The 19,897-nt window shown below is 44.3% G+C and carries 15 protein-coding genes; 11 read left to right on the top strand and 4 right to left on the bottom strand.

Annotated features, from left to right (window positions below; all coding sequences use genetic code 11):
* Positions 1-2 precede the first annotated feature (2 nt).
* Both MHI51_RS08135 and MHI51_RS08140 read left to right on the top strand, forming a co-directional pair.
* Complete coding sequence (locus MHI51_RS08135; RefSeq protein WP_036683594.1) at positions 3-320, top strand: transposase; 318 nt, start codon at positions 3-5, stop codon at positions 318-320.
* Positions 321-331: 11 nt separating this feature from the next.
* The gene (locus tag MHI51_RS08140) at positions 332-1,195 is read left to right on the top strand and encodes an IS3 family transposase (protein WP_405174048.1); all 864 of its coding nucleotides are present in this window, start codon (positions 332-334) and stop codon (positions 1,193-1,195) included.
* Between the two features lie 320 nt (positions 1,196-1,515).
* Here the strand turns inward: MHI51_RS08140 and MHI51_RS08145 are convergent, their stop codons facing one another.
* From MHI51_RS08145 to MHI51_RS08155, 3 genes are read right to left on the bottom strand one after another with little or no spacing between them, the layout of a single operon-like run.
* Positions 1,516-2,688 carry a glycosidase gene (locus tag MHI51_RS08145; protein WP_076279759.1) on the bottom strand — a complete coding sequence of 391 codons (1,173 nt, stop codon included), beginning with the start codon at positions 2,686-2,688 and terminating at the stop codon, positions 1,516-1,518.
* Positions 2,688-3,902 (bottom strand): AGE family epimerase/isomerase, encoded by a 1,215-nt coding sequence (locus tag MHI51_RS08150; protein ID WP_076218142.1) that lies wholly within the window; start codon positions 3,900-3,902, stop codon positions 2,688-2,690. Before MHI51_RS08150 ends, MHI51_RS08145 begins: the two co-directional genes overlap by 1 nt.
* A gap of 21 nt (positions 3,903-3,923) precedes the next feature.
* Positions 3,924-4,874 (bottom strand): glycoside hydrolase family 113, encoded by a 951-nt coding sequence (locus MHI51_RS08155; protein ID WP_076218141.1) that lies wholly within the window; start codon positions 4,872-4,874, stop codon positions 3,924-3,926.
* Between the two features lie 296 nt (positions 4,875-5,170).
* Here MHI51_RS08155 and MHI51_RS08160 point away from each other — a divergent pair, with 296 nt between their 5' ends.
* The 8 genes from MHI51_RS08160 to MHI51_RS08195 all read left to right on the top strand — a co-directional run bounded on the left by MHI51_RS08160 (position 5,171) and on the right by MHI51_RS08195 (position 17,005).
* Positions 5,171-5,950 (top strand): response regulator, encoded by a 780-nt coding sequence (locus MHI51_RS08160; protein ID WP_076126317.1) that lies wholly within the window; start codon positions 5,171-5,173, stop codon positions 5,948-5,950.
* A 318-nt stretch (positions 5,951-6,268) separates the two neighbouring features.
* Entirely contained in the window at positions 6,269-7,636 is a 1,368-nt protein-coding gene (locus MHI51_RS08165) for an ABC transporter substrate-binding protein (RefSeq protein ID WP_076134055.1), read from the top strand.
* Positions 7,637-7,764: 128 nt separating this feature from the next.
* Positions 7,765-8,646 (top strand): carbohydrate ABC transporter permease, encoded by an 882-nt coding sequence (locus MHI51_RS08170; protein ID WP_036675555.1) that lies wholly within the window; start codon positions 7,765-7,767, stop codon positions 8,644-8,646.
* A gap of 3 nt (positions 8,647-8,649) precedes the next feature.
* Positions 8,650-9,483, top strand: coding sequence for a carbohydrate ABC transporter permease (locus tag MHI51_RS08175; RefSeq protein ID WP_076126321.1), 834 nt, complete (start codon positions 8,650-8,652; stop codon positions 9,481-9,483).
* Between the two features lie 76 nt (positions 9,484-9,559).
* Positions 9,560-10,591, top strand: a complete 1,032-nt coding sequence (locus MHI51_RS08180; protein ID WP_076126323.1) for a glycoside hydrolase family 130 protein — start codon at positions 9,560-9,562, stop codon at positions 10,589-10,591.
* A gap of 1,349 nt (positions 10,592-11,940) precedes the next feature.
* The gene (locus MHI51_RS08185; protein ID WP_143761917.1) at positions 11,941-12,903 is read left to right on the top strand and encodes an alpha/beta fold hydrolase; all 963 of its coding nucleotides are present in this window, start codon (positions 11,941-11,943) and stop codon (positions 12,901-12,903) included.
* A gap of 47 nt (positions 12,904-12,950) precedes the next feature.
* The gene (locus tag MHI51_RS08190) at positions 12,951-15,023 is read left to right on the top strand and encodes a methyl-accepting chemotaxis protein (RefSeq protein ID WP_081387532.1); all 2,073 of its coding nucleotides are present in this window, start codon (positions 12,951-12,953) and stop codon (positions 15,021-15,023) included.
* A 170-nt stretch (positions 15,024-15,193) separates the two neighbouring features.
* Entirely contained in the window at positions 15,194-17,005 is a 1,812-nt protein-coding gene (locus MHI51_RS08195) for a peptidoglycan D,D-transpeptidase FtsI family protein (RefSeq protein ID WP_370511618.1), read from the top strand.
* Here MHI51_RS08195 and MHI51_RS08200 read toward each other — a convergent pair.
* Entirely contained in the window at positions 16,963-18,156 is a 1,194-nt protein-coding gene (locus MHI51_RS08200) for an AI-2E family transporter (protein ID WP_076184708.1), read from the bottom strand. The two genes, MHI51_RS08195 and MHI51_RS08200, sit on opposite strands and share 43 nt — an antisense overlap.
* Before the next feature lie 208 nt (positions 18,157-18,364).
* Here MHI51_RS08200 and MHI51_RS08205 point away from each other — a divergent pair, with 208 nt between their 5' ends.
* A complete protein-coding gene (locus MHI51_RS08205) occupies positions 18,365-19,765 on the top strand; it encodes a polysaccharide deacetylase family protein (RefSeq protein ID WP_405173756.1) in 1,401 nt (466 codons plus the stop codon).
* Positions 19,766-19,897: the final 132 nt, after the last annotated feature.

A 19,897-nucleotide genomic window follows, 5' to 3' on the forward strand; every position in this document is an offset into this window, starting at 1 on the left:
ACATGGGAGAACATCGACAACGGTATAACGAAGAGTTTAAAAAACAGACAGTGCAGTTCATTCAAGAGCAAACAAAGACAGTGGGCGACTTGGCGGAAGAGCTTAACATCCCAAAAAGTACCCTGCATCAATGGATGAGCCAGTATCGAGAACTAAAGAATGAACCGGCAGCTAGCGTGGATCGAGTACGGGAACTCGAGGCACAGTTGAAAGAAATGAGCCGTCAACTTCAAGAAAAAGATAACAAGATTGCCGATGTGGAAGAGGAATTAGCGATCGTAAAAAAAGCAGTGCACATCTTCAGCAAACCAAGGAACTGAGATTCCAGTTTATTGAAAAACATCGCTCCGAGTTTCTCTTGGAGAAGATGTGCATGACCCTACATGTGTCACGGAGCGGGTACTACAAGTGGCGGACAGAAAAAACCAGTACGCATATGCTTCGTAAGGCTGCGATAATGAAGCGAATTCAGTATCATTTTACAGACCATCAAAAGCGGTATGGGAGTCCGAAGATCACCCGCCTGTTACATCAAGAAGGTTATACCGTTACCGAACGCACGGTGAGTGTGTACATGCGACATATGAAGCTTCGCTCCATTGTCTCCAAAACGTATCGGGTACAGACCACTGACTCCAATCATGACCATCCGATTTCCCCGAATACGCTGAACCAGCAATTTAAAATACGCAGACCCAATTCAGTATGGGTTACCGACATTACGTACATTCCTTGCCGGGGAGGGCGCTTGTACCTGGCTAGTGTGATGGACCTTTGCACGCGCGAAATCGTGGGGTGGCGCTTGGAGAACCATATGGAAACTAGCTTAATTTCGGGCGCCTTACAAGATGCTTACGAAGCTAAACAACCGGAAAAGGGTCTATTACATCACTCCGATAGAGGTTCTCAATATACTTCTCATGAATACACGAAGCAGTTGAAAGCGTATGGCATGGAGTCCAGCATGAGCCGCAGAGGTAACTGTTATGATAACGCCTGTATCGAGTCGTGGCACAGCATTTTGAAAAAGGAGCTCATTTATTGTAATCCGCGATTCAAAACTAAGGAGCAAGCCTACCAAACACTTTTTCAATATATTGAGTTTTACTATAACCGCAAGCGAATGCATGGCGCGCTGGGGTATCTTTCTCCAGTTCGTTTTGCTGAGCAATTGACTAGAATGTCTGTTGCGTGACTGTCCACTTTCTTGACAGAGGTCCACAGCAGACCCTATATGCAGTATTATCCGATATTTACAATGCTAACGGACTCCAGCGCAGCTATCGGCCTAGAAAACGCCCCAAATGGGACTCTTTTCAGGGAATAGCGCCCCTGGAGTCCGAAAACTTACTTTGAAGGCTAAATACATGTGAATAGCGTCATCTGAGTCCTTAAGTTACTCTGGATGATTGATATTCGCTTGAAGCAAACAGTGAATGATCAAAACGCAGAGCAGCGATCCTCCTAATATAGGAGAATCGCTGCTCTGTTAATTTTTAGGGTTTATGAACTTTTTTACAATGCTAAATTACGATCAATAAGAGCAATACGTTGCTGTACACAAGCATAAGAGCGAAGGGGATCCTCTGGAGTGTTCAGCACATAATCTAACATTTGGTCAACGGTAGTTGTAGCCACATGGATACGAGTGTCGGAGGAGGCGTAGTAAATATAGATTTCACCGTTATCAAGTGCAATCACGCCATTACAGAACACGACATTGGAGACATCGCCGACACGTTCTTCACCGTCTGGTGCGATGAAATGACCGCCAGGTGAATGAGTAACTTTGTTTGGCTCATCCAGGTCAGACAAGAAAGCATATAGCACGTATCGGAGTCCAGCAGCTGTGTTGCGTACACCATGAGCAATATGCAGCCAGCCTTTTGCAGTTTTGATTGGAGCTGGACCTTGGCCATTTTTAACTTCCTTGATGGTATGGTAGTAGCGTTCGTCCATGATAGTCTCGCTGGTAATTACGGCATCTTCAATTGTATCCGAGAGTCCCCAGCCAATACCGCCACCGGAACCTGCATCGATAAAGCCATCTTGTGGGCGAGTGTAGAAAGCGTATTTTCCATCTACAAATTCAGGGTGTAGCACGACATTACGCTGCTGAGCAGAGCCTGTTTTGAGATCCGCCAGACGTTCCCAGGTCTTCAGATCTTTGGTGCGAACAATACCACACTGTGCTACTGCGCTAGAAAGGTCACCATGTGGAGCTTCTGGATCTTTGCGTTCTGTACAGAAGAGGCCGTAGATCCAGCCATCTTCATGGCTAACGAGGCGCATGTCGTAGACGTTGATATCAGGAACTTCTGTCTCCGGCAGCACAACTGGATGATCCCAGAAGCGGAAACCGTCCACGCCATTGTCGCTTTCTGCTACAGCGAAAAAAGATTTGCGGTCATTGCCTTCCACGCGAGCAACAAGATAGAATTTGCCATTCAGTGCAATAGCACCCGGGTTGAAGACGCCGTTGACGCCAATTCTTTCGGCAAAATAAGGGTTGGTATCTGGGTTAAAATCATAACGCCAGATTAAGGGCGCATGCTCAGCAGTTAGCAGTGGATGAGCATATCGGTCATAAATGCCGTTTCCATAAGGAAGCTTTTCGTTCTTGCGAGCGATCAGGGCTTCATAACGTTCTGTTAATTGTTGTTTGCGTTCTTGGAATAATGATGACATTAGACAGTCTCCTTTATAGTTGATTTCAGTCGTGCGATCATTTCGAAGCAGGCTCTGCTGTTATGATAAGGACATTTCCAGGCGCTAACCTTTGATCCGTGAGGCAGGGGCTGAAGGTTCTCGTCCACGCCCCAGTACCATTCACCCAGCTTGTGATCCACCATGTATTTATCGATAAAAGTCCAGGAGGCTTGGGCAGCCTCATTAAATTTGCTGTTACCAGTCAGCTGATAAGCATTATAGAATCCAACAACCGCCTCAGCTTGCGGCCACCAATCTTTATCTTTGCTCAGCAGCCCGCTTGGGTCAGCTTCATTCCATATCCCTCCATCGCTATCTATACCTTCCGCAAGAACGGCTTCTGCCATGGAGACAGCGACTGTTCGCACACGCTGCAGCAGCTGCTCTTCTCCAAGGGTTTCAGCGGCTTCCACCAGCAGCCAGCTTCCTTCGATGTCATGTCCGTAGGAGATAATATCTGATTTCACATTCCATGCTTCATCTAAGAAAAGATGAAAATGCTGGCCTTCCTGATCAATGATATGATCCAGCATCGTTTCGATTAGCTCAGTTAGTGTGCTCTTTAGTTCCTCCGACTTCCATACTCGATAGAGACCGGTATACGCTTCCAGAACATGCAGATGGGTATTCATAGATTTTTTTTCATTCATATCCTTGCTGCTGAGACTGAGGTTATCAGTAATTTGCCATTCCCGTGATAAAGCTTCGACATAACCTTTATAAATAGAATCATAGCCGTATTTTTCAACTAGCTGGAATAATTGAATCGCATCCTCTAAGACTTCTGGACGTCCGGTCGCATGGTAGAATTCAGCCAGTGCGTAGATAGCAAAGGATTGGCCATAGATCTGCTTTTTCTCTTGAGAAGGTCTGCCCTCAGCATCCACCATCCAGTATAATCCGCCATACTCTTTATCAATGAAGTGTTCCATCAGGTAGGTATAAGCACGTTCTGCCATCGCCAGATATTCCGGTTTACCGTAGATCCGGTAAGCGCTCGCAAAGGACCAAAGAATCCGGGCATTAAGCACAAGGCTTTTCTCTGCGTTAGGAGTAATGTTCAGCTGATTGTCGATTTCACCTATAAAACCGCCGTTCACTTCGTCCTTCGTCTGTTTCATCCAAAAACTAAGAATATTATCCTGCAGCTCATCCTCAAGTTGGGTCAACCATAATTCTGGTGAATTAATCATTGTAATCAGTCACTCCTCACATTATTTGGTGATTTTTGAGGTGAAATATTCGTTGATGATCCCAGCGGCTTGCTTACCGTACATACAGTAATCATCATTCTGTACTGCTTCTTCAATTGGATAAAGATGAGTAGGCCAATCCCAGAGCATAAAGCCCTGAACCCAATCTCTGTGCTCACAGCCTTGAAACATTGCCTGATAGAATTTACTTTGTTCTTCTTGACTGGGTTCGCCCTTTAAAGTCCAATCATTGGGAATCGCAGCGCTCCCGCTCCGGCTTGGGCAACCTGCTTCCATGAAAAAGAACGGCTTATTCTGTGAGCGCACCACTTGCTCAATCCGGTCGAGCTGAGCCTCCCAATCACTAGCTGGATAATACCCACTTGAAGAAATCACATCGAGCGCATCCCACCAGGTTACGTTATCCTCCTGATACTTATCGCAATTATAAGTAAGAATACCTGAGTAGACCTTCCGCACCTCGGCAATAAGCGAACGCCATTCGGCTTCGCGTCTATCCGTCTGTACAAGCTCACAGCCAATACAGAACATCTCACAGCCTGTTTCCTCAGCGATAGCGGCATAGTGCAGAATAAATTTAGTATAAGAGCTGAACCACTCAGACCATTTAGGCTCGCAAGGGACATCCTTATCGAAAAAGTTAATATGGGCACGCCAAGTTCCGTCAGCACAATTAACAATCGGCTTCAGGCATACTTTTAGCTGCAGTGACTTCGCTTTGCTGATAGCCCATTTCACTTCTTCGTCGCTAACGGTTGGAGCCTCCCAGTAGGGGATTTCCGTAGAATGAGCGGTAGCTTGAAGCGCGCTGAGCGCAATGGCCGTCCAGTTCGCTCCGGTGACAGAGGACATTAATTCCAGCGAACACTCAGCTTCTTTTGTTGTCCATGAACCACGTCTACCCGAGAAACCCCAGGTTACGCCTGCAATGTATTCGTTGTTTAACATCATCGAGAATCCTCACTTTACACACAAAAATAGAAAAATTAGCAATCTTCATTTTGTTAGATAGTTATTATTGTTTTGTTAGTTTATAATAACAACTTAATTTAGTTATATACTTTTTCGCAGATGATTTCAAGGACAATTTGTAGTTGAAGCTGGGAAATTTGAATAACTTTAGTTATAGTAAATATAAGACTATAAAAGGGCGCAATCGTACATTGACGTAATACATGGGGAGATACTATTCGTGATGATAGCGCAATCATAATAACTGGCGGATACAACTGGAGGGAATTACTCAAATGATAAATGTTATGATTGCGGACGACGAGGAAGTCATTCGCAGGGGGCTCGAAAAAATCACATCCAGAATGGAAATAGACGTACATGTAATTGGATCTTACGGCAACGGGTTGGAAGCCTGGGAACATTTAGAAAAGTTATCCCGGGAGGATATAGATCTGCTTATTACAGATATTAAAATGCCTAGAATGGATGGTTTTAAGCTGATTGAACAGGCTAGAGACCATATGGAGGATATCCCTATTGCTGTCCTTAGCGGTTTTAGTGAATTTGAATATGCCCGTCGAGCGATCCGTCATGGGGTGATGGATTATTTGCTTAAACCGATTGATAAGACTCAGCTATATGAACTGCTTAAGAGAGTAGAGGATGTAAAGAAAAAGACCGTGACGGAGCATGAGGAGATTTTCTCACAAGCTGCGGATGGTGGAGAACATTATGTAGTTGAGCAGACAAAAAGTATTCTGGAGAGAGAGTATGATCAGAACTTCGAGCTTGAACGCCTAGCGGAGATGGTGGGCATGAATGCGAGTTATCTCAGCCGTTTGTTCAAATTAAAGACGGGGCAGACGATCACAGACTATCTGATTCGGATTAGAATTTCTAAAGCAAAGGAACTGTTAATGGAGCATCCTGACCTGAAAAATTATGAAATTGCCGAGAAGGTGGGTTATAGCGATCCGGTATATTTTAATAAATTGTTCAAGAAAATGTGTGGTATGACACCTAAGGATTATAAAAGCGGCTGTAAATTCCCGAAAATTGAACGTGAGTTTTAGGCATATATAGGAAGTTATTTATTAGGAGGGCGAAAAGCTCTCTTTTTTTATGGATGTTTTTATAAATTAGATAACAAAATTATTATAAGTAAAACAAAAATAACAAATATAAGACCAGAAAAAGCAATTGAAACCATCGTTTTGCGTCAAAAATAGATTTATAATGGGTTTGTAAGCGATATCATCACTTGTTTTCAAGAGTAATTCAGATAATCCGGCATTAATGGCTACTCTTTCAAGTTATGAGTGATGATAAAAGTTATTATTTTGTTATTTACCTAAAACTAGAGTTGAATTGAAGAGAGGGGTCGTAACAGCATGAAAAAAGGCAAAACAATGATGGGCTTGATGGCACTAACACTTGTGGCGGGATTGTTTAGCGGTTGTTCCTCAAACAACAACACTAACAATGAAGCTGCTAAAAACACAGGGAACAATGGTTCTTCAGCAGAGGCAACTGCTCCAGCTGATGGCACAGCAGCCAAGGATATCAAAGGGGATATCACAGTCATAACGCAAAGAACAGATATTGTTGATACCGTATTCAAAGAGTATGCAGCTAAATTTAATGAGAAATATCCTGATGTAAAGGTGAACTTTGAAGCGCTCGCTACTTACGAAGATCAAATTAAAATTCGTATGAGCACTAGTGATTATGGCGACGTTCTTTTGTTACCTACTAGCATAGCTGTAAAAGATATTCCTGATTTCTTCGAACCCCTTGGCAAGCTTGAAGAAATGAGCAAACAATACACAGGGTTGGAAGAACGTGCAGTAGACGGAGTTGCCTATGGTATTCCGATGACTATCAACTTTAACGGGATTATCTATAACAAACAAGTCTTCAAAGATGCCGGAATTACAGAGGTTCCCAAAACCCCTGAACAATTCTTGACTGCTCTGCAGACTATTAAAGACAAAACACAAGCTGTTCCTCTTTACACAAATTACGCAGCAGGCTGGACATTGACACAATGGGAAGCGGATCTGGCTACAGTAGCTGGTGACCGTGATTATGTGAACATTGCTCAAGTGGCTAGCGACGACAACTATGTAGCGGGTCAACCACACTATGAATTGTACAAAATTCTGTACGATGCAGCACAAAAAGGTTTGATTGAAGAAGATCCAACTACAACAGACTGGGAATCTTCCAAAGCTGATCTGGCCAACGGAAAAATTGGGACTATGGTGCTTGGATCTTGGGCAATTGGCCAAATCAAAGGCCTGGCTACAAATCCAGACGATGTTGGATTTATGCCTTTCCCAACCAATGCGGATAAAATCCTTGTGCCGCTTGCTGGGGACTACAATCTGGGTGTCAGCGTGCACAGTAAAAACAAAGAAGCTGCTAGAGCTTGGGTGGATTGGTTCATCAACGAATCTAACTATCCTACAACTGAAGGCGGCGGTATGAGCCCGGCTATCGGTGCAGAGCTTCCAGAAATCCTGAAACAATATGAAGGTACAGATGTAACCTTTGATACTCTTGCTCCTGCTAAAGCTGGCGAAGAAGGCTGGTCTGATGAAATCGACAAACAAGCTGAGATCGGTGCTTGGCAGCCAGACTTCAAGAAACGGATTATTGAAGCAGCGATTGGCAACAGAAAAGAATCCTATGATGACATCATGAAAGACCTGAACGACAAGTGGAAAGCCGCTCGCGCTAAAGTCACAGCACAGTAACAACTATAAGCTTCTTAGATGCTATAGGCGGTAGTGAATGTGGGAGGGGATATGCTAACAAGCATTTCCCCCTTCACATTTAAACGAGTCTTAAATAAATGAGGATGCTTTTTCTGGAGGTGTATCGGGTGTTTAAGTTTTCAAATTTGAGCTATAAAAATCAAAGAATCGCTATCATCATCTTATTCTCATTAGTGCCGATATTGTTGCTGCTCACATTCGCTTATTATCCAGTCATCAGTATGTTTCGGTACAGCTTCACCAGTTGGAATGGATTGAGCAAAAATATGGAATATGTCGGTTTAGAAAACTACAAGACCATTTTTACGAAACCTGAGTATTTTTCTGTGTTTAAGGTCAGCTTGTATTATTTCTTTACCACCTTTATTCAGATGGCACTTGCCTTGTATTTTGCAACCATCTTGAGCTTTAGTGTTCGCATGAAAAACTTGTTTAAAGGGATTTTGTTCTTCCCAACCTTGCTAAACGGTGTAGCAATCGGTTTTATCTTCCTGTTCTTTTTCAAACCAGATGGAACGTTAGATACGATTCTTAATCTGATTGGGCTTGGCAGTCTGCAGCAGAAATGGCTTCTGAATCCTAACTTGATCAACTTCTCGCTCGCAGGTGCGTCACTGTGGAGATACATGGGAATGAACTTCCTGATTTTCCTCGGAGCTATTTCTTCTATTGGTAAGGATATCTATGAGGCCGCTGAAATTGACGGTGCAAACAGATGGCATCAGTTTATGCATATTATTTTGCCAAGTATTAAACGTATTCTGCAATTGAACTTGATTCTTGCGGTTAGTGGCGCCATTGGGGTATTCGAAATTCCATACGTCATGACAGGCGGATCTAACGGAAGTAGTACATTCGTAATTCAGACGGTCGATGTAGCTTTCAAATACAGCAAGGTTGGTTTGGCATCGGCGATGGCCGTGGTATTGCTGGGTATTGTTATCATAGTTACTATTTTGCAGCGCGTTCTGATCAAGGAGGAGAAATAAACTATGCATTCTGTAAAATATACCACTGCTAGTATATTCAAATATCTCACCTTGATTTTGGGAGCACTTGTAGCTTTGATACCTATCGTGGTCGTGTTTTTCGCTTCATTAAAAACCGGAGCCGAATATGCTTCTACCGGACCGTTAACGCTACCAGAGAATTGGTTGAATTTCTCCAACTACACTAAGGCTTTTGTAGACGGAAAAATGCTGCTCGGTTTTAAAAATACTGTCATTATCGTTGTGATTTCTATTGCGGGTGCTACGTTGACGGGTTCGATGATGGCTTATATTTTATCGCGCTTCAAATTTAAAGGCAGTAAGATCCTAATTAGTATGTTCCTGATTGCCACCCTGATTCCAGGTGTAACTACACAAGTGGCTACTTTCCAAATCATCAATCACTTGGGATTATTTAATACCAGATGGGCACCAATCGTTATGTACTTGGGCACGGATATTATCGCTGTTTATATCTTCATGCAGTTTTTGGATTCGATCTCCGAGTCACTGGATGAATCCGCGATGCTGGACGGAGCTTCTTATTGGACGATTTATTGGAGAATTATTTTGCCACTGTTGAAGCCGGCTATTGTTACTGTAGTGATCGTGAAGGGTGTTAATATTTATAACGATTTTTACACCCCTTTCCTTTATATGCCGAAAACAGATCTGCAAACGATCTCCACAGCACTCTTCAAGTTTAAAGGTCCATATGGATCGCAGTGGGAAGTAATATGTGCGGCGATTATGATCGCAATTATACCGACATTGGTTGTGTTTACCGCCTTGCAAAAATATATCTATAATGGTTTTTCACAAGGTTCTGTAAAGTGAGCTCAACAGTAAATTTAATAACAGTACAAGATAAAATAGCATACTGAAAAGTTGCATACATTTGGAGGGAAAACTAATGAGTGAAGTAAAATTGGTTGGAGCAAGTGCAATTAACATCCCGAACATGCCTTGGCAAGAAAAGCCTGCTGGCTACGAGAATCCGATTTGGAGACATAATGATAACCCGGTTATCAAAAGAAATCCTGCAAAAGGTGTAGCCCGTATTTTCAATAGTGCGGTTGCTGCGTATGAAGGCAGTTTTATTGGTGTATTTCGTGTAGAAGATAACACTACTCGTCCGCATCTGCGTATGGGACATAGTGTGGATGGTTTGGATTGGAAAATCGATGATGAGCCGATCCGATTTATAGATGAAGAAGGTAATCCTTATCAGCCGCGTTATGCTTACGATCCGCGTCTGGTGAAGGTTGAAGATACATTTTATATTATCTGGTGTACAGATTTCTACGGAGCAGCTATTGGGGTAGCAAAAACACAAGATTTCAAAACATTTATCAGCTTGGAAAACCCATTCCTGCCATTCAACCGGAACGGCGTACTGTTCCCTAGAAAAATCAACAACAACTTCGTGATGTTGTCCCGTCCAAGTGACAGTGGCCATACGCCATTTGGTGATGTATTCCTTAGTGAGAGCCCTGACTTCGTATATTGGGGAAAACACCGCCATGTAATGACCAAGGGTGGTCAAGGCTGGTGGCAAAGTGTCAAAATTGGTGGCGGACCAGCGCCGATTGAAACTACTGAAGGCTGGTTGATGTTCTACCATGGCGTAACTGGAACGTGCAATGGTCTTGTGTATAGTATGGGAGCGGTTATTTTGGACATCAATGAGCCCTCGAAAGTAAAATATCGCTCGAAGAACTTTGTATTAACGCCAGAAGAATGGTACGAGGAAAGAGGTTTTGTGAATAACGTCCTGTTCCCATGTGCTACTCTGCATGATGCAGAAACCGGCCGTATCGCCATCTATTATGGCGCGGCTGATACTTATGTAGGCGTTGCTTATACAACGGTTGATGAAATCGTCAACTATGTTATCGAAACCCATGAAGAGGTTGGCGATGATGCAGGTTTAGGCAAAATCTAATTGGACTTAATAACCTATATTTTCAGTGAGCTTGCTAGAGTTCCGGAGAATTGCGTAGCGTAGAGTTCGAAAGAAGTGTGTTGGGTTTGGTGTGTTGAATGTTGTTGGGTGTGCTCAGTGCGGAGGTTGCCTTGTGCGACCTCCGTGTTCTGTTGCAGAATGTACAACAGAACGACACATTATCGCCTGTAATAGATAAGTAGCAGGTGAGGGGGAAATTCGGCTCTGTTGGCGATTCTGATCACTCTGTTGTTTAGTCACTCTGTGGTTTGGTCACTCTATGGCTCTGACGTAAATAGTTGCACTTTGTGCATTTAAACTAACATTTCTTTGGTCACTAGGCGATATAGTTGCACTTCGTGCAACTATATCAGCGAAGTAACCACCAAAAGATCCTTTTGCCGTTTTTTAGTTGTACAAAGTGCAACTAAGATTAGAAACAAATATATTTCAGCTGTAATAGCTGCACAAAGTGCAACTATCCAGTCGCAAACTGTTACTGTGCCGATTATAAAGAAGTTAATAGGCAAAATGGAAATGTGGGTGTTGTGAAGGCAATAAGAAGATAGCGGATAAGTGGAATGTGAGTGGTTGTAGAGGTAATAAGAAGGTAGTAGGTACGTGGAATGTGAGTGGGTGTTGTGAAGGCAATAAGAAGATAGCGGATAAGTGGAATGTGAGTGGTTGTAGAGGTAATAAGAAGGTAGTAGGTACGTGGAATGTGAGTGGGTGTTGTGACGGCAATAGGAAGGTAGCGTGCAAGTGGAATGTGAGTGGTTGTAGAGGTAATAAGAAGGTAGTGGTACGTGGAATATGATTAGTTGTGGAGGTAATAGGCAAGCAGCGAGTGAGTGGTGAATGTGGCTCTGTTGGCTTTTCTGCTACTCTGTTGCTTAGTTACTCTATGGCTTGGTCACTCTATGGCTCTGACGTAAATAGTTGCACTATGTGCACTTAAACTAACTATACCTAAGGTGCTAAGCGATATAATTGCACTTCGTGCAACTATATCAGCGAAGTAACCACCAAAAGCTCCTTTTACCGTTTTTTAGTTGTACAAAGTGCAACTAGGAGGGGAAACACACATATTCAACTGTAATAGCTGCACAAAGTGCAACTATCCAGCCTCGGAGCTGCGACTAAACTATCCAGTCGCAGAAAACGCAACTATTGCATCCCACTCCATCGCAACTTTGCCATCGCAACTATCCCATCGCAACTATCCATACATCAACGGAAAACCCATATTGGGTTTTCCGTTTCTATCTAGCATAGTAACTGTAACGAACTTCGCGGTTACAAACAGCAGGCGAACAATATCGTTACATAACTTAAGGAGGAACAATATTTTGGGAAGCGACATGAATTTGTCACAGTTAAAGGAATATAACGGAAGTAGTCCAAAACCGGATGATTTCGAGCAATTTTGGGAGCGGGCATTGCGTGATCTGGATGCACAGCCGTTGGATTATGAACTGGAACCAGCGGAGTTTGTCAGTGAACTTGCGGAATGTTTTCATTTGTATTTTACCGGAGTTGGCGGTGCAAGAATCCATTGCAAATATGTAAGACCGAAGAACAGCGTACATAAAAAAGGTCCCGGTGTAGTGATGTTCCATGGATACTCCTGTGACAGCGGGGATTGGATGGAGAAGGTGGCTTATGCTGCTCACGGGATTAGCGTCCTGGCGATGGATTGTCGCGGCCAGGGTGGCCTCTCCGAAGATAACCTTACCGTAAAAGGGACTACGATACGCGGACATATTATTCGAGGGATGGATGATCCTAATCCTGATAATCTTTATTATCGCAATGTGTTTTTGGATACGGCACAAACCGCCAGAGTTCTGATGTCTATGGATGAAGTTGATCCTGAACGTGTAGGTGCCTTTGGACTATCTCAAGGTGGAGCGCTGACAGTGGCTTGTGCAGCATTAGAGCCTCGCATAAAAATAGCCCTGCCTGTATATCCCTTCCTTTCAGATTATAAACGTGCTTGGGAGCTGGATATTACCACCTCAGCTTATGAGGAGATCAACTATTATTTCCGTTTTTTTGATCCTCATCATTTGCGTGAGGATGAGATTTTTAATAGGCTCGGTTATATCGATATTCAGAATCTTGCCGAAAGAATACAGGCTAAAGTACTGTGGGTTACCGGGTTATCCGATACGATTTGTCCACCTTCAACTCAATTTGCCGCATACAATAAAATACTAGCGTCCAAAGAGCTTATGGTTTATTATGAGTACGGTCATGAGTATTTACCATATCTTGCCGATCGGGCGTTGGAATTGTTCATGACCTTGTAAGAGATAAGCCAGCAGGCATAACTGAAGACAACGGTGGTGAACAATTGATGAAGTCGCAAGTAAAAAAAGAAAAGGCGCATTTCCAGCTGCACCCTGCCAAATCGATTGGGGTGCGGCTTTTTCTCATCTTCTTCATCTCAACAATGGTGCTCGTTCTCTCACTTGGCTACATTTCCTATTCCGTAGCTGAGCAAACGATCGAGAATAACGCGCTGTCAGCCAATCAACAGACAGTCGTCCAAGCTGCAGAGAAGTTTGATGTTGAATTATTGCGTTATGAGGATGGCCTAGGAAGAATTCTTTACAACAATGAGATTCAGGATGCACTCAAACAAGGGAATAATCCCACTACAAGTAATGAGGAACGTAATTTGCAGTCCAACCAGATTAGCGCCGAGCTAAATGCCTGGCTGACCGCATCAAAGGGGGTAGAAGCTGTATACCTCATCCCGATGAATCAGGAAGTCCCTACTTCGTCAGCGGGATCAAAAGACAGCGCTTTTATCAAAGAATTCAGAGAGTCCTCATGGTTCAAGCAGCTTGAGGAGCAACCACAAACATTGTGGATTCCCCGAACAGAACAGGGGCAAGCCGGAAATACTTCGGGTATGTTTCATTTGGCACAATCGATAGCTGGGGATACACAAAGCCCGGGATACATAATTATCTGTGATATTAGAATTAGTGAATTAGAAAATCAGCTTCGTAAAATTGATCTCGGACCCAGCTCTTACATGCAATTGCTGACGGATAAGGATGAATTGATCGCATCGTCCCAGCAAGTGGGAACAGATACTTATCTCAGTCTGGGAGGGACTCTTCTTCATGGTTTGGAGCATGAGGCTGGATCATTGCCAACGAAGGATGAGAAAGGAAAATCCATTCTGGCTGTGTACGGGACGATGGAAAGCTCCAGCTGGAGATTGCTTGGTGTTGTTCCGGCTGAGAATCTTACGAAAGACGCACTTCGTATTCTAAAAACTACATATATTATTGTTGCGGTGGCTGCTATTGTCGCCATTCTAATTGGTTACTGGATGTACAGAATGGTATCTAAGCCCTTGACCCGACTTAAGGATCTAATGTCTCAAGGGGCAGATGGAAATCTTGGAGTACGTACGGATATTACCTCACGAGATGAAATTGGTCAGTTATCGGGTTCCTTTAATAGGATGATGGAACGGATCACAGAACTGGTAATCCATACCAATGAAACCGCGAGGAAGGTAATGGAAACTGCCGATGAACTTAGTAGAGTATCGCGTAAGACAGCGATGGCAGCCAAAGAGATTGCCGCAGCGACAGAAGAAATTGCCGGAGGTTCAGGCAGCCTAGCTTTGGAGGCGGACCAGGGTAACGAGCTTACGGGGCAAATTTCGGTGCAAATGAACAAAGTGAACTCAGCTACGCATGAGATGGATCATACCGCACATAATATCGGCGTGCTTAGTGAAGAAGGTTTTAATGAGTTAAAAGAGCTGCTTGGTAAAACCAATAAGACGGGTGACATGACGAATAAGCTCGTGTTGAAAGTGAATGAACTGCAAGACACCACATCATCAGTAATGAAGGTGCTTGATGTTATGCAGAATATTACACAGCAGACGAATATTTTGTCTCTAAATGCAACGATAGAAGCGGCAAGGGCAGGGGAGTCCGGCCGGGGATTTATGGTAGTGGCCGATGAAATACGCCAGCTTGCAGATCAGTCCAAAGAATCCATTGCTGTGGTGGCTAATATAACAGACACCATTATGAAGGATATGAACGAGACCGTAGGTGTTCTCTCGGAAGTAGCCCCTCTTTTTAATCAGCAGGTTACTTCAGTGGAGAGCACTAGCGATATCTTCGTATCTGTACAGGATCAGATGCGTCATTTTATTACACGCTTGGAATCTGTTGCTTTATCGATGGATAGCTTGAGCCAATCCCAGAAGGTGCTGTCAAATTCGATGGGCAATATCAGCTCCATTGCAGAAGAATCATCAGCAGCTTCTCAAGAAGTGGCTTCGCTTAGCGGGGAGCAACAAAGTGTGAGTGATCATTTAGTAGAGCTGTCTGAGCAGCTTGAGCATGCGTCCCGGCAGTTGCAAGAAAAACTGTCCAAGTTTAATTTGTAACTTTGCATAACCTAAGTAAATAATTTTAAAACAAAGACCAGTCTCCAATTATTTGGGACTGGTCTTTGTGCTATTCAAAAGGCTATAAATTAGCTAACTAAGCATGAGTGTAAATAATCCAGCGGGTGGGACATAATAAAGGCTATGAACGTCAGTCAGGAGGAATGGGATTGCACAATAATGTCCACAGACGTATACTCGGCGGACTGATTATTTTATGTTCAGTTGTAGCCGTGTTGGTCCTTAGGCTGGCGTGGATTCAACTGTTTATGAAGGAACAGACGGTCCCTGGAACGAAATATACACTTGCAAAGATGGCAGAAATTCAAAGCGAACGGGAAACTGTATTGGACTCTGGGCGGGGGCGTCTGTATGACCGAAAGAGTGAACCCCTTGCCGGGGAAACCATTTGGACGGCTGCGTTTTTTCCTCAAGAGGCGAAGGCTAGGAATACCGTGACGCAGGTCGTATACGAGGAAGCTGAGTCCATGCACCGGTTGGCAGCTATCCTTGGAGTGAGTTATGAGCAATTGCTAAACAAGCGCTCTTCCCTTAAAGAACCATTGCTTTGGCCATCCTCAGTGGGAAAAGGACCGCTCGCACTTACATCCGCACAAGCAGAAGAAGTGAGTGCATTGGGGATCGACGGCGTAGGCGTGCTTCCTTTTGCTCGCAGATATGATGGGAAAGCAACTGGTCGGCAGTGGCTTGGATATTTATCGGAAGAGGTACCAAACACTGGTGGGAAGGCTTCCCCATCGGGGCTGAGAATTCCGATGACAGGAACGGACGGGTTAGAAAAGACCCTGGAGCCGTTGCTTCGAGGTGTAGGGCATACTGAGGCATACGCTCAGGTTGATGCGCGCGGGCAACGTGTCCCGGGCAGTCCCATTCAAGTACGAGCCCCGGGCAATCCGTATTATCCGCTGTCTTTATATACAACGATTGATAAAAAGCTTCAGGAACAAATAGAGGAGTTAGCTGTTAAAGCTGGAATGAAGGAAGGAGCCGTGGTGGTGTTAGACACCGGAACGGGAGATATTGAAGCCATGGTATCTTTACCTTTTTACGACCCAGAGAAGATATCCCCTGAAGGGGGAGAGTGGAATAACCGGGCGTTGCAGGCTGCCGTACCTGGATCAATTTTCAAAATCGTCACAGCAGCAGCAGCACTAGAAGCCGGGGTCACCTCAGCGGATGAGCTTTTCTATTGTTCAGGGCAATATGAGAAATATGGATTGTCTTGTCTAAAAGGAAAAGGACACGGTCCCCTCACGCTGGCGCAAGGGTTCGCCGTGTCCTGTAATACTGTATTTGCTGCGCTGGCAGAACGTTTGAGTGGGGCGCAGCTTCAAGCGACAGCACTCGCGCTGGGGCTTGGAAGAGATATTAGCTGGCAAGCGGAGAATACACTTGGTTTTCCAGTTCTTAAGCCACTGTCCGGTGAGCAGAAGGGGACGATCTTTACTTCTTTGCTGCCGGATGATCCAGGCGCCAGAGTGCAGACGGCCATTGGGCAGCGAGATGTGCAAGTGACCCCACTTCAGGCAGCGAACCTGGTGGTGACGTTACTGCATGGCGGGGAAGTGAGAGCGCCAAGAATACTCCAGCGTGTAACCTTTGCAAATGGGCAAAAGCTAGAGGATCTGCCGGGTCATCTTTCCCCTTCAACTGCCGGGAGGATCTCAGAATCTACAGCCCGCCAGCTGCTGTCCTGGATGCGTAAAGTAGTTACGGATGGAACCGGCACAAGTCTGCAGAGCACGAAATGGCCGGTTGCCGGGAAATCAGGTACGGCACAAACCCTTGTTAAAGGTATGCCACGTAACAATCAATGGTTTATCGGCTATGGGCCGCTGGATCATCCCAGATATGCTGTGTCGGTAGCGGTGGAGAACGTCGCTCCGGACAGCTCACATCTAGCCGTTAAGCTGTTCGGTCAGATATTGGATTTATTATCATCGGTTCCCTCTGGAGCTTGAGGTTCAGGTGGTGGCGCAGAGCTGGTCTGATTGGAAGCTGGACCGTTAGCTGCAAAGGGTGAAACGATAAATTCCTCTTGCGGGAGATAGATCCAGCTCTGAAGATACCCTTGTTGAATCAGTTCTTTTATCAGAATAAGCAGAATCGGCGACAGTATCAGACCAGCCATACCGAAAGCAGATGTGGACAGAATGACGAACGACAGCATAAGGAAGGCTGAGGATACGCCAATCGAATTCCCGGTAATCTTCGGCTCAAGCAATTGCCTAACAATTAGTACAATGGCAAGGAGGATAATTAATCCGATAGCCAGTGAAGTATTGCCCACGATGAACAAATAGATGATCCAAGGGACTAAAATTGTCGTCACGCCAAGAAGCGGCAAAACATCAAATACCGCGCAGACTAATGCCATTGTGATTTCGTTGCCGGTTCGCAAAATAAATAAGCCGACTAGAACTATGGCAAATGTAATGCTGATCAGAATAAGTTGTGCTTTTAAATAGGAACCAATAGCTTTAAAAACATTGCCTTGCAGAAAGGCGAAGGCGTTCTTAAAGGTTTTTGGCATTTTGTCATGCGCGATTTTACGCCAATCTTTGATTTCCATGCTAAGAAAAAATGCCAAAATAATGGCTATCCCGAAATTGGCCATGAAGGTGGAGAAGGAGCCTAGAATACCGGCCATGTATTTTAGAAAAGTAATCAGCCATCCTGTTAGAACATCCGTGGCATCTTTAAAGTACCCGTTGACCTTGTTCGTAATATCGGGTGGCAAGTTATCTATTTTTTGCTGCAGGTAGGTCGTGGTCTCCACAAAATGCTGCTGCACCACATATGTATATTTAGGGAGGTTCTCTTGGAAGTGAAGGGCCTGGATCGTAATCAGTAGACCGGCACCAAATAATGTACCTAACAGCACAATCAGAAAGAGCAACACTGAAATGGCGGAGGCAAAAGGTTTACCAAGACCACGGCGGTTCAAGAAGCGGGCCAAGGGTTCGATAAGCAAAAATACAAAAAAAGACAGGAATACAGGTGCAGCTAACTGATACAGCTTACTAAAGGAGAACATAATTAGATAAACCGTGAGGACAATTAATCCGATGTCAAAAAATGTGCGCCAATATTTTTTGTATAACGGCAGCATAGATATAAACAACTCCCTTTTTTTATAAGTGGATACGCCAGGTTGATTACATTGTACATGATTTTACTTTAAAAGCGTCTATTTCTTTGATACATGTGTTAAAATAGGGGGTAACGTTTTTTTATTCTACTTCACTTGGCCGTTTCACGGGTTCTGCTTGCAGACATTAGGCGAGCCAAAGTCAACTCTGGAAAAGCGGGGAATTAATATGCAGACTTTGCTGCTCTGGTTATTTTACATCTCATCATTTTATGCTTTTATCCCTGGTATGATCAGCCGGATTTTTGGTTACCGTGTCTTTCGTAAAGGAACTGGGCGAAATGAATTCGCACTGACCTTCGATGATGGACCTGATCCTCGATTTACACCATTACTGCTGGAATTACTGAAGAGGTATGATGCAAAAGCAACCTTTTTTGTAGTCGGCTCTAATGCTGAACGTTATCCTGATCTTATTCAGCGTATCCATGATGAGGGACATCTCATCGGAATTCATAATTATGTTCACAAGACGAACTGGCTCATGCGGCCAGCAACCGTCCGCCGGCAGATTCAACGTACGAATGATATTATCTATAATATTATTGGCGAACGCAGTACGTATTACCGTCCACCTTGGGGTATTGTCAATTTATTTGATATTTCCAAACGACGCCAAGTTGAAATTGTGCTTTGGTCGGCAATGTTTGGCGATTGGCGTGAGAAGCTCGGCGCCGAAAAACTCACTGAGAAGATGCTGGCCCGTCTAAATCCCGGGGAAGTGATGTTGTTGCATGATAGCGGCACAACGCTGGGTGCAGATGCGGATGCTCCAGGGAATATGCTTGTGGCTCTTGAGCAGACTCTGGAGGAAGCCTGTAAACGGGGACTCCGCAGCATTCGGATTGATGAGATGATTAAGATGGCTGAGACGTCACCTATCCGGCGCTTATCTTTTGGTAAACGGGTGCTTGTAGGACTTTGGTTAGCTTGGGAACAGGTATTTCAAGCTCTCTTTCATCTCCAAACGATTACTCCGTCAGATCCTTTCCTGCATTATCGGATGCGGAAATATCAGGGCGAACCGGTTGAACTCGAGGGTGGAGAGCTGCTGCGTAAAGGCGACAAAGTCATTGAGCTGCACATCGATAATAAACAGTTGTTCGAATTAGGAATTCATTCACGTTCTTCCGCTCAACTAGCGATTCGAATGATCCGCAGAATGGAAAAGGATCTGCCCATTCTTGCTGAGATCATTGCCAAAGATGTGGATCTTGCAGAAGCCAAAGCGCTTTACGGAGTCAGCATGATTAACCGGGGACCGGAGAAATTCGGCTTTACCGTACGTGATTTGCCGGATGGCTTATTCGCACGTTCCTCCAAATTTTACTTAAGAATCCTGTTAAGTGTGATTCATCCAGCAGGTGGGGCAAGGCTTAAAGAACGGAGCGAGGTCCTTGTGCCGAAGCTTATCCTGATGCCTGTCTCAGAGCTGCTCAAAAAGATGAATCAACAGCTGCCTCATCATCCGAAAACTGCAAAAAAACGCAAATCGCAACAGGAAGAATCGTTGTCACTTAATGATTCGGTTGCGGATGTAGAAATGCCAGGTGCGACAGTAACCAATTGATTCATGATCTTATTGATAAATATTTTACAGTGGACATGTAAAGAGATGTTCTACAATCCAGCGATGGTTGTGGAACATTTTTTTATTGGGATAATTAAAAAAAGAGCAGCCCGCCAGTAGAAATACTAAGGT

The sequence above is a fragment of the Paenibacillus sp. FSL H8-0260 genome, assembly GCF_045040625.1.
In the GTDB taxonomy this organism is placed as follows: Bacteria; Bacillota; Bacilli; order Paenibacillales; family Paenibacillaceae; genus Paenibacillus_AQ; species Paenibacillus_AQ odorifer.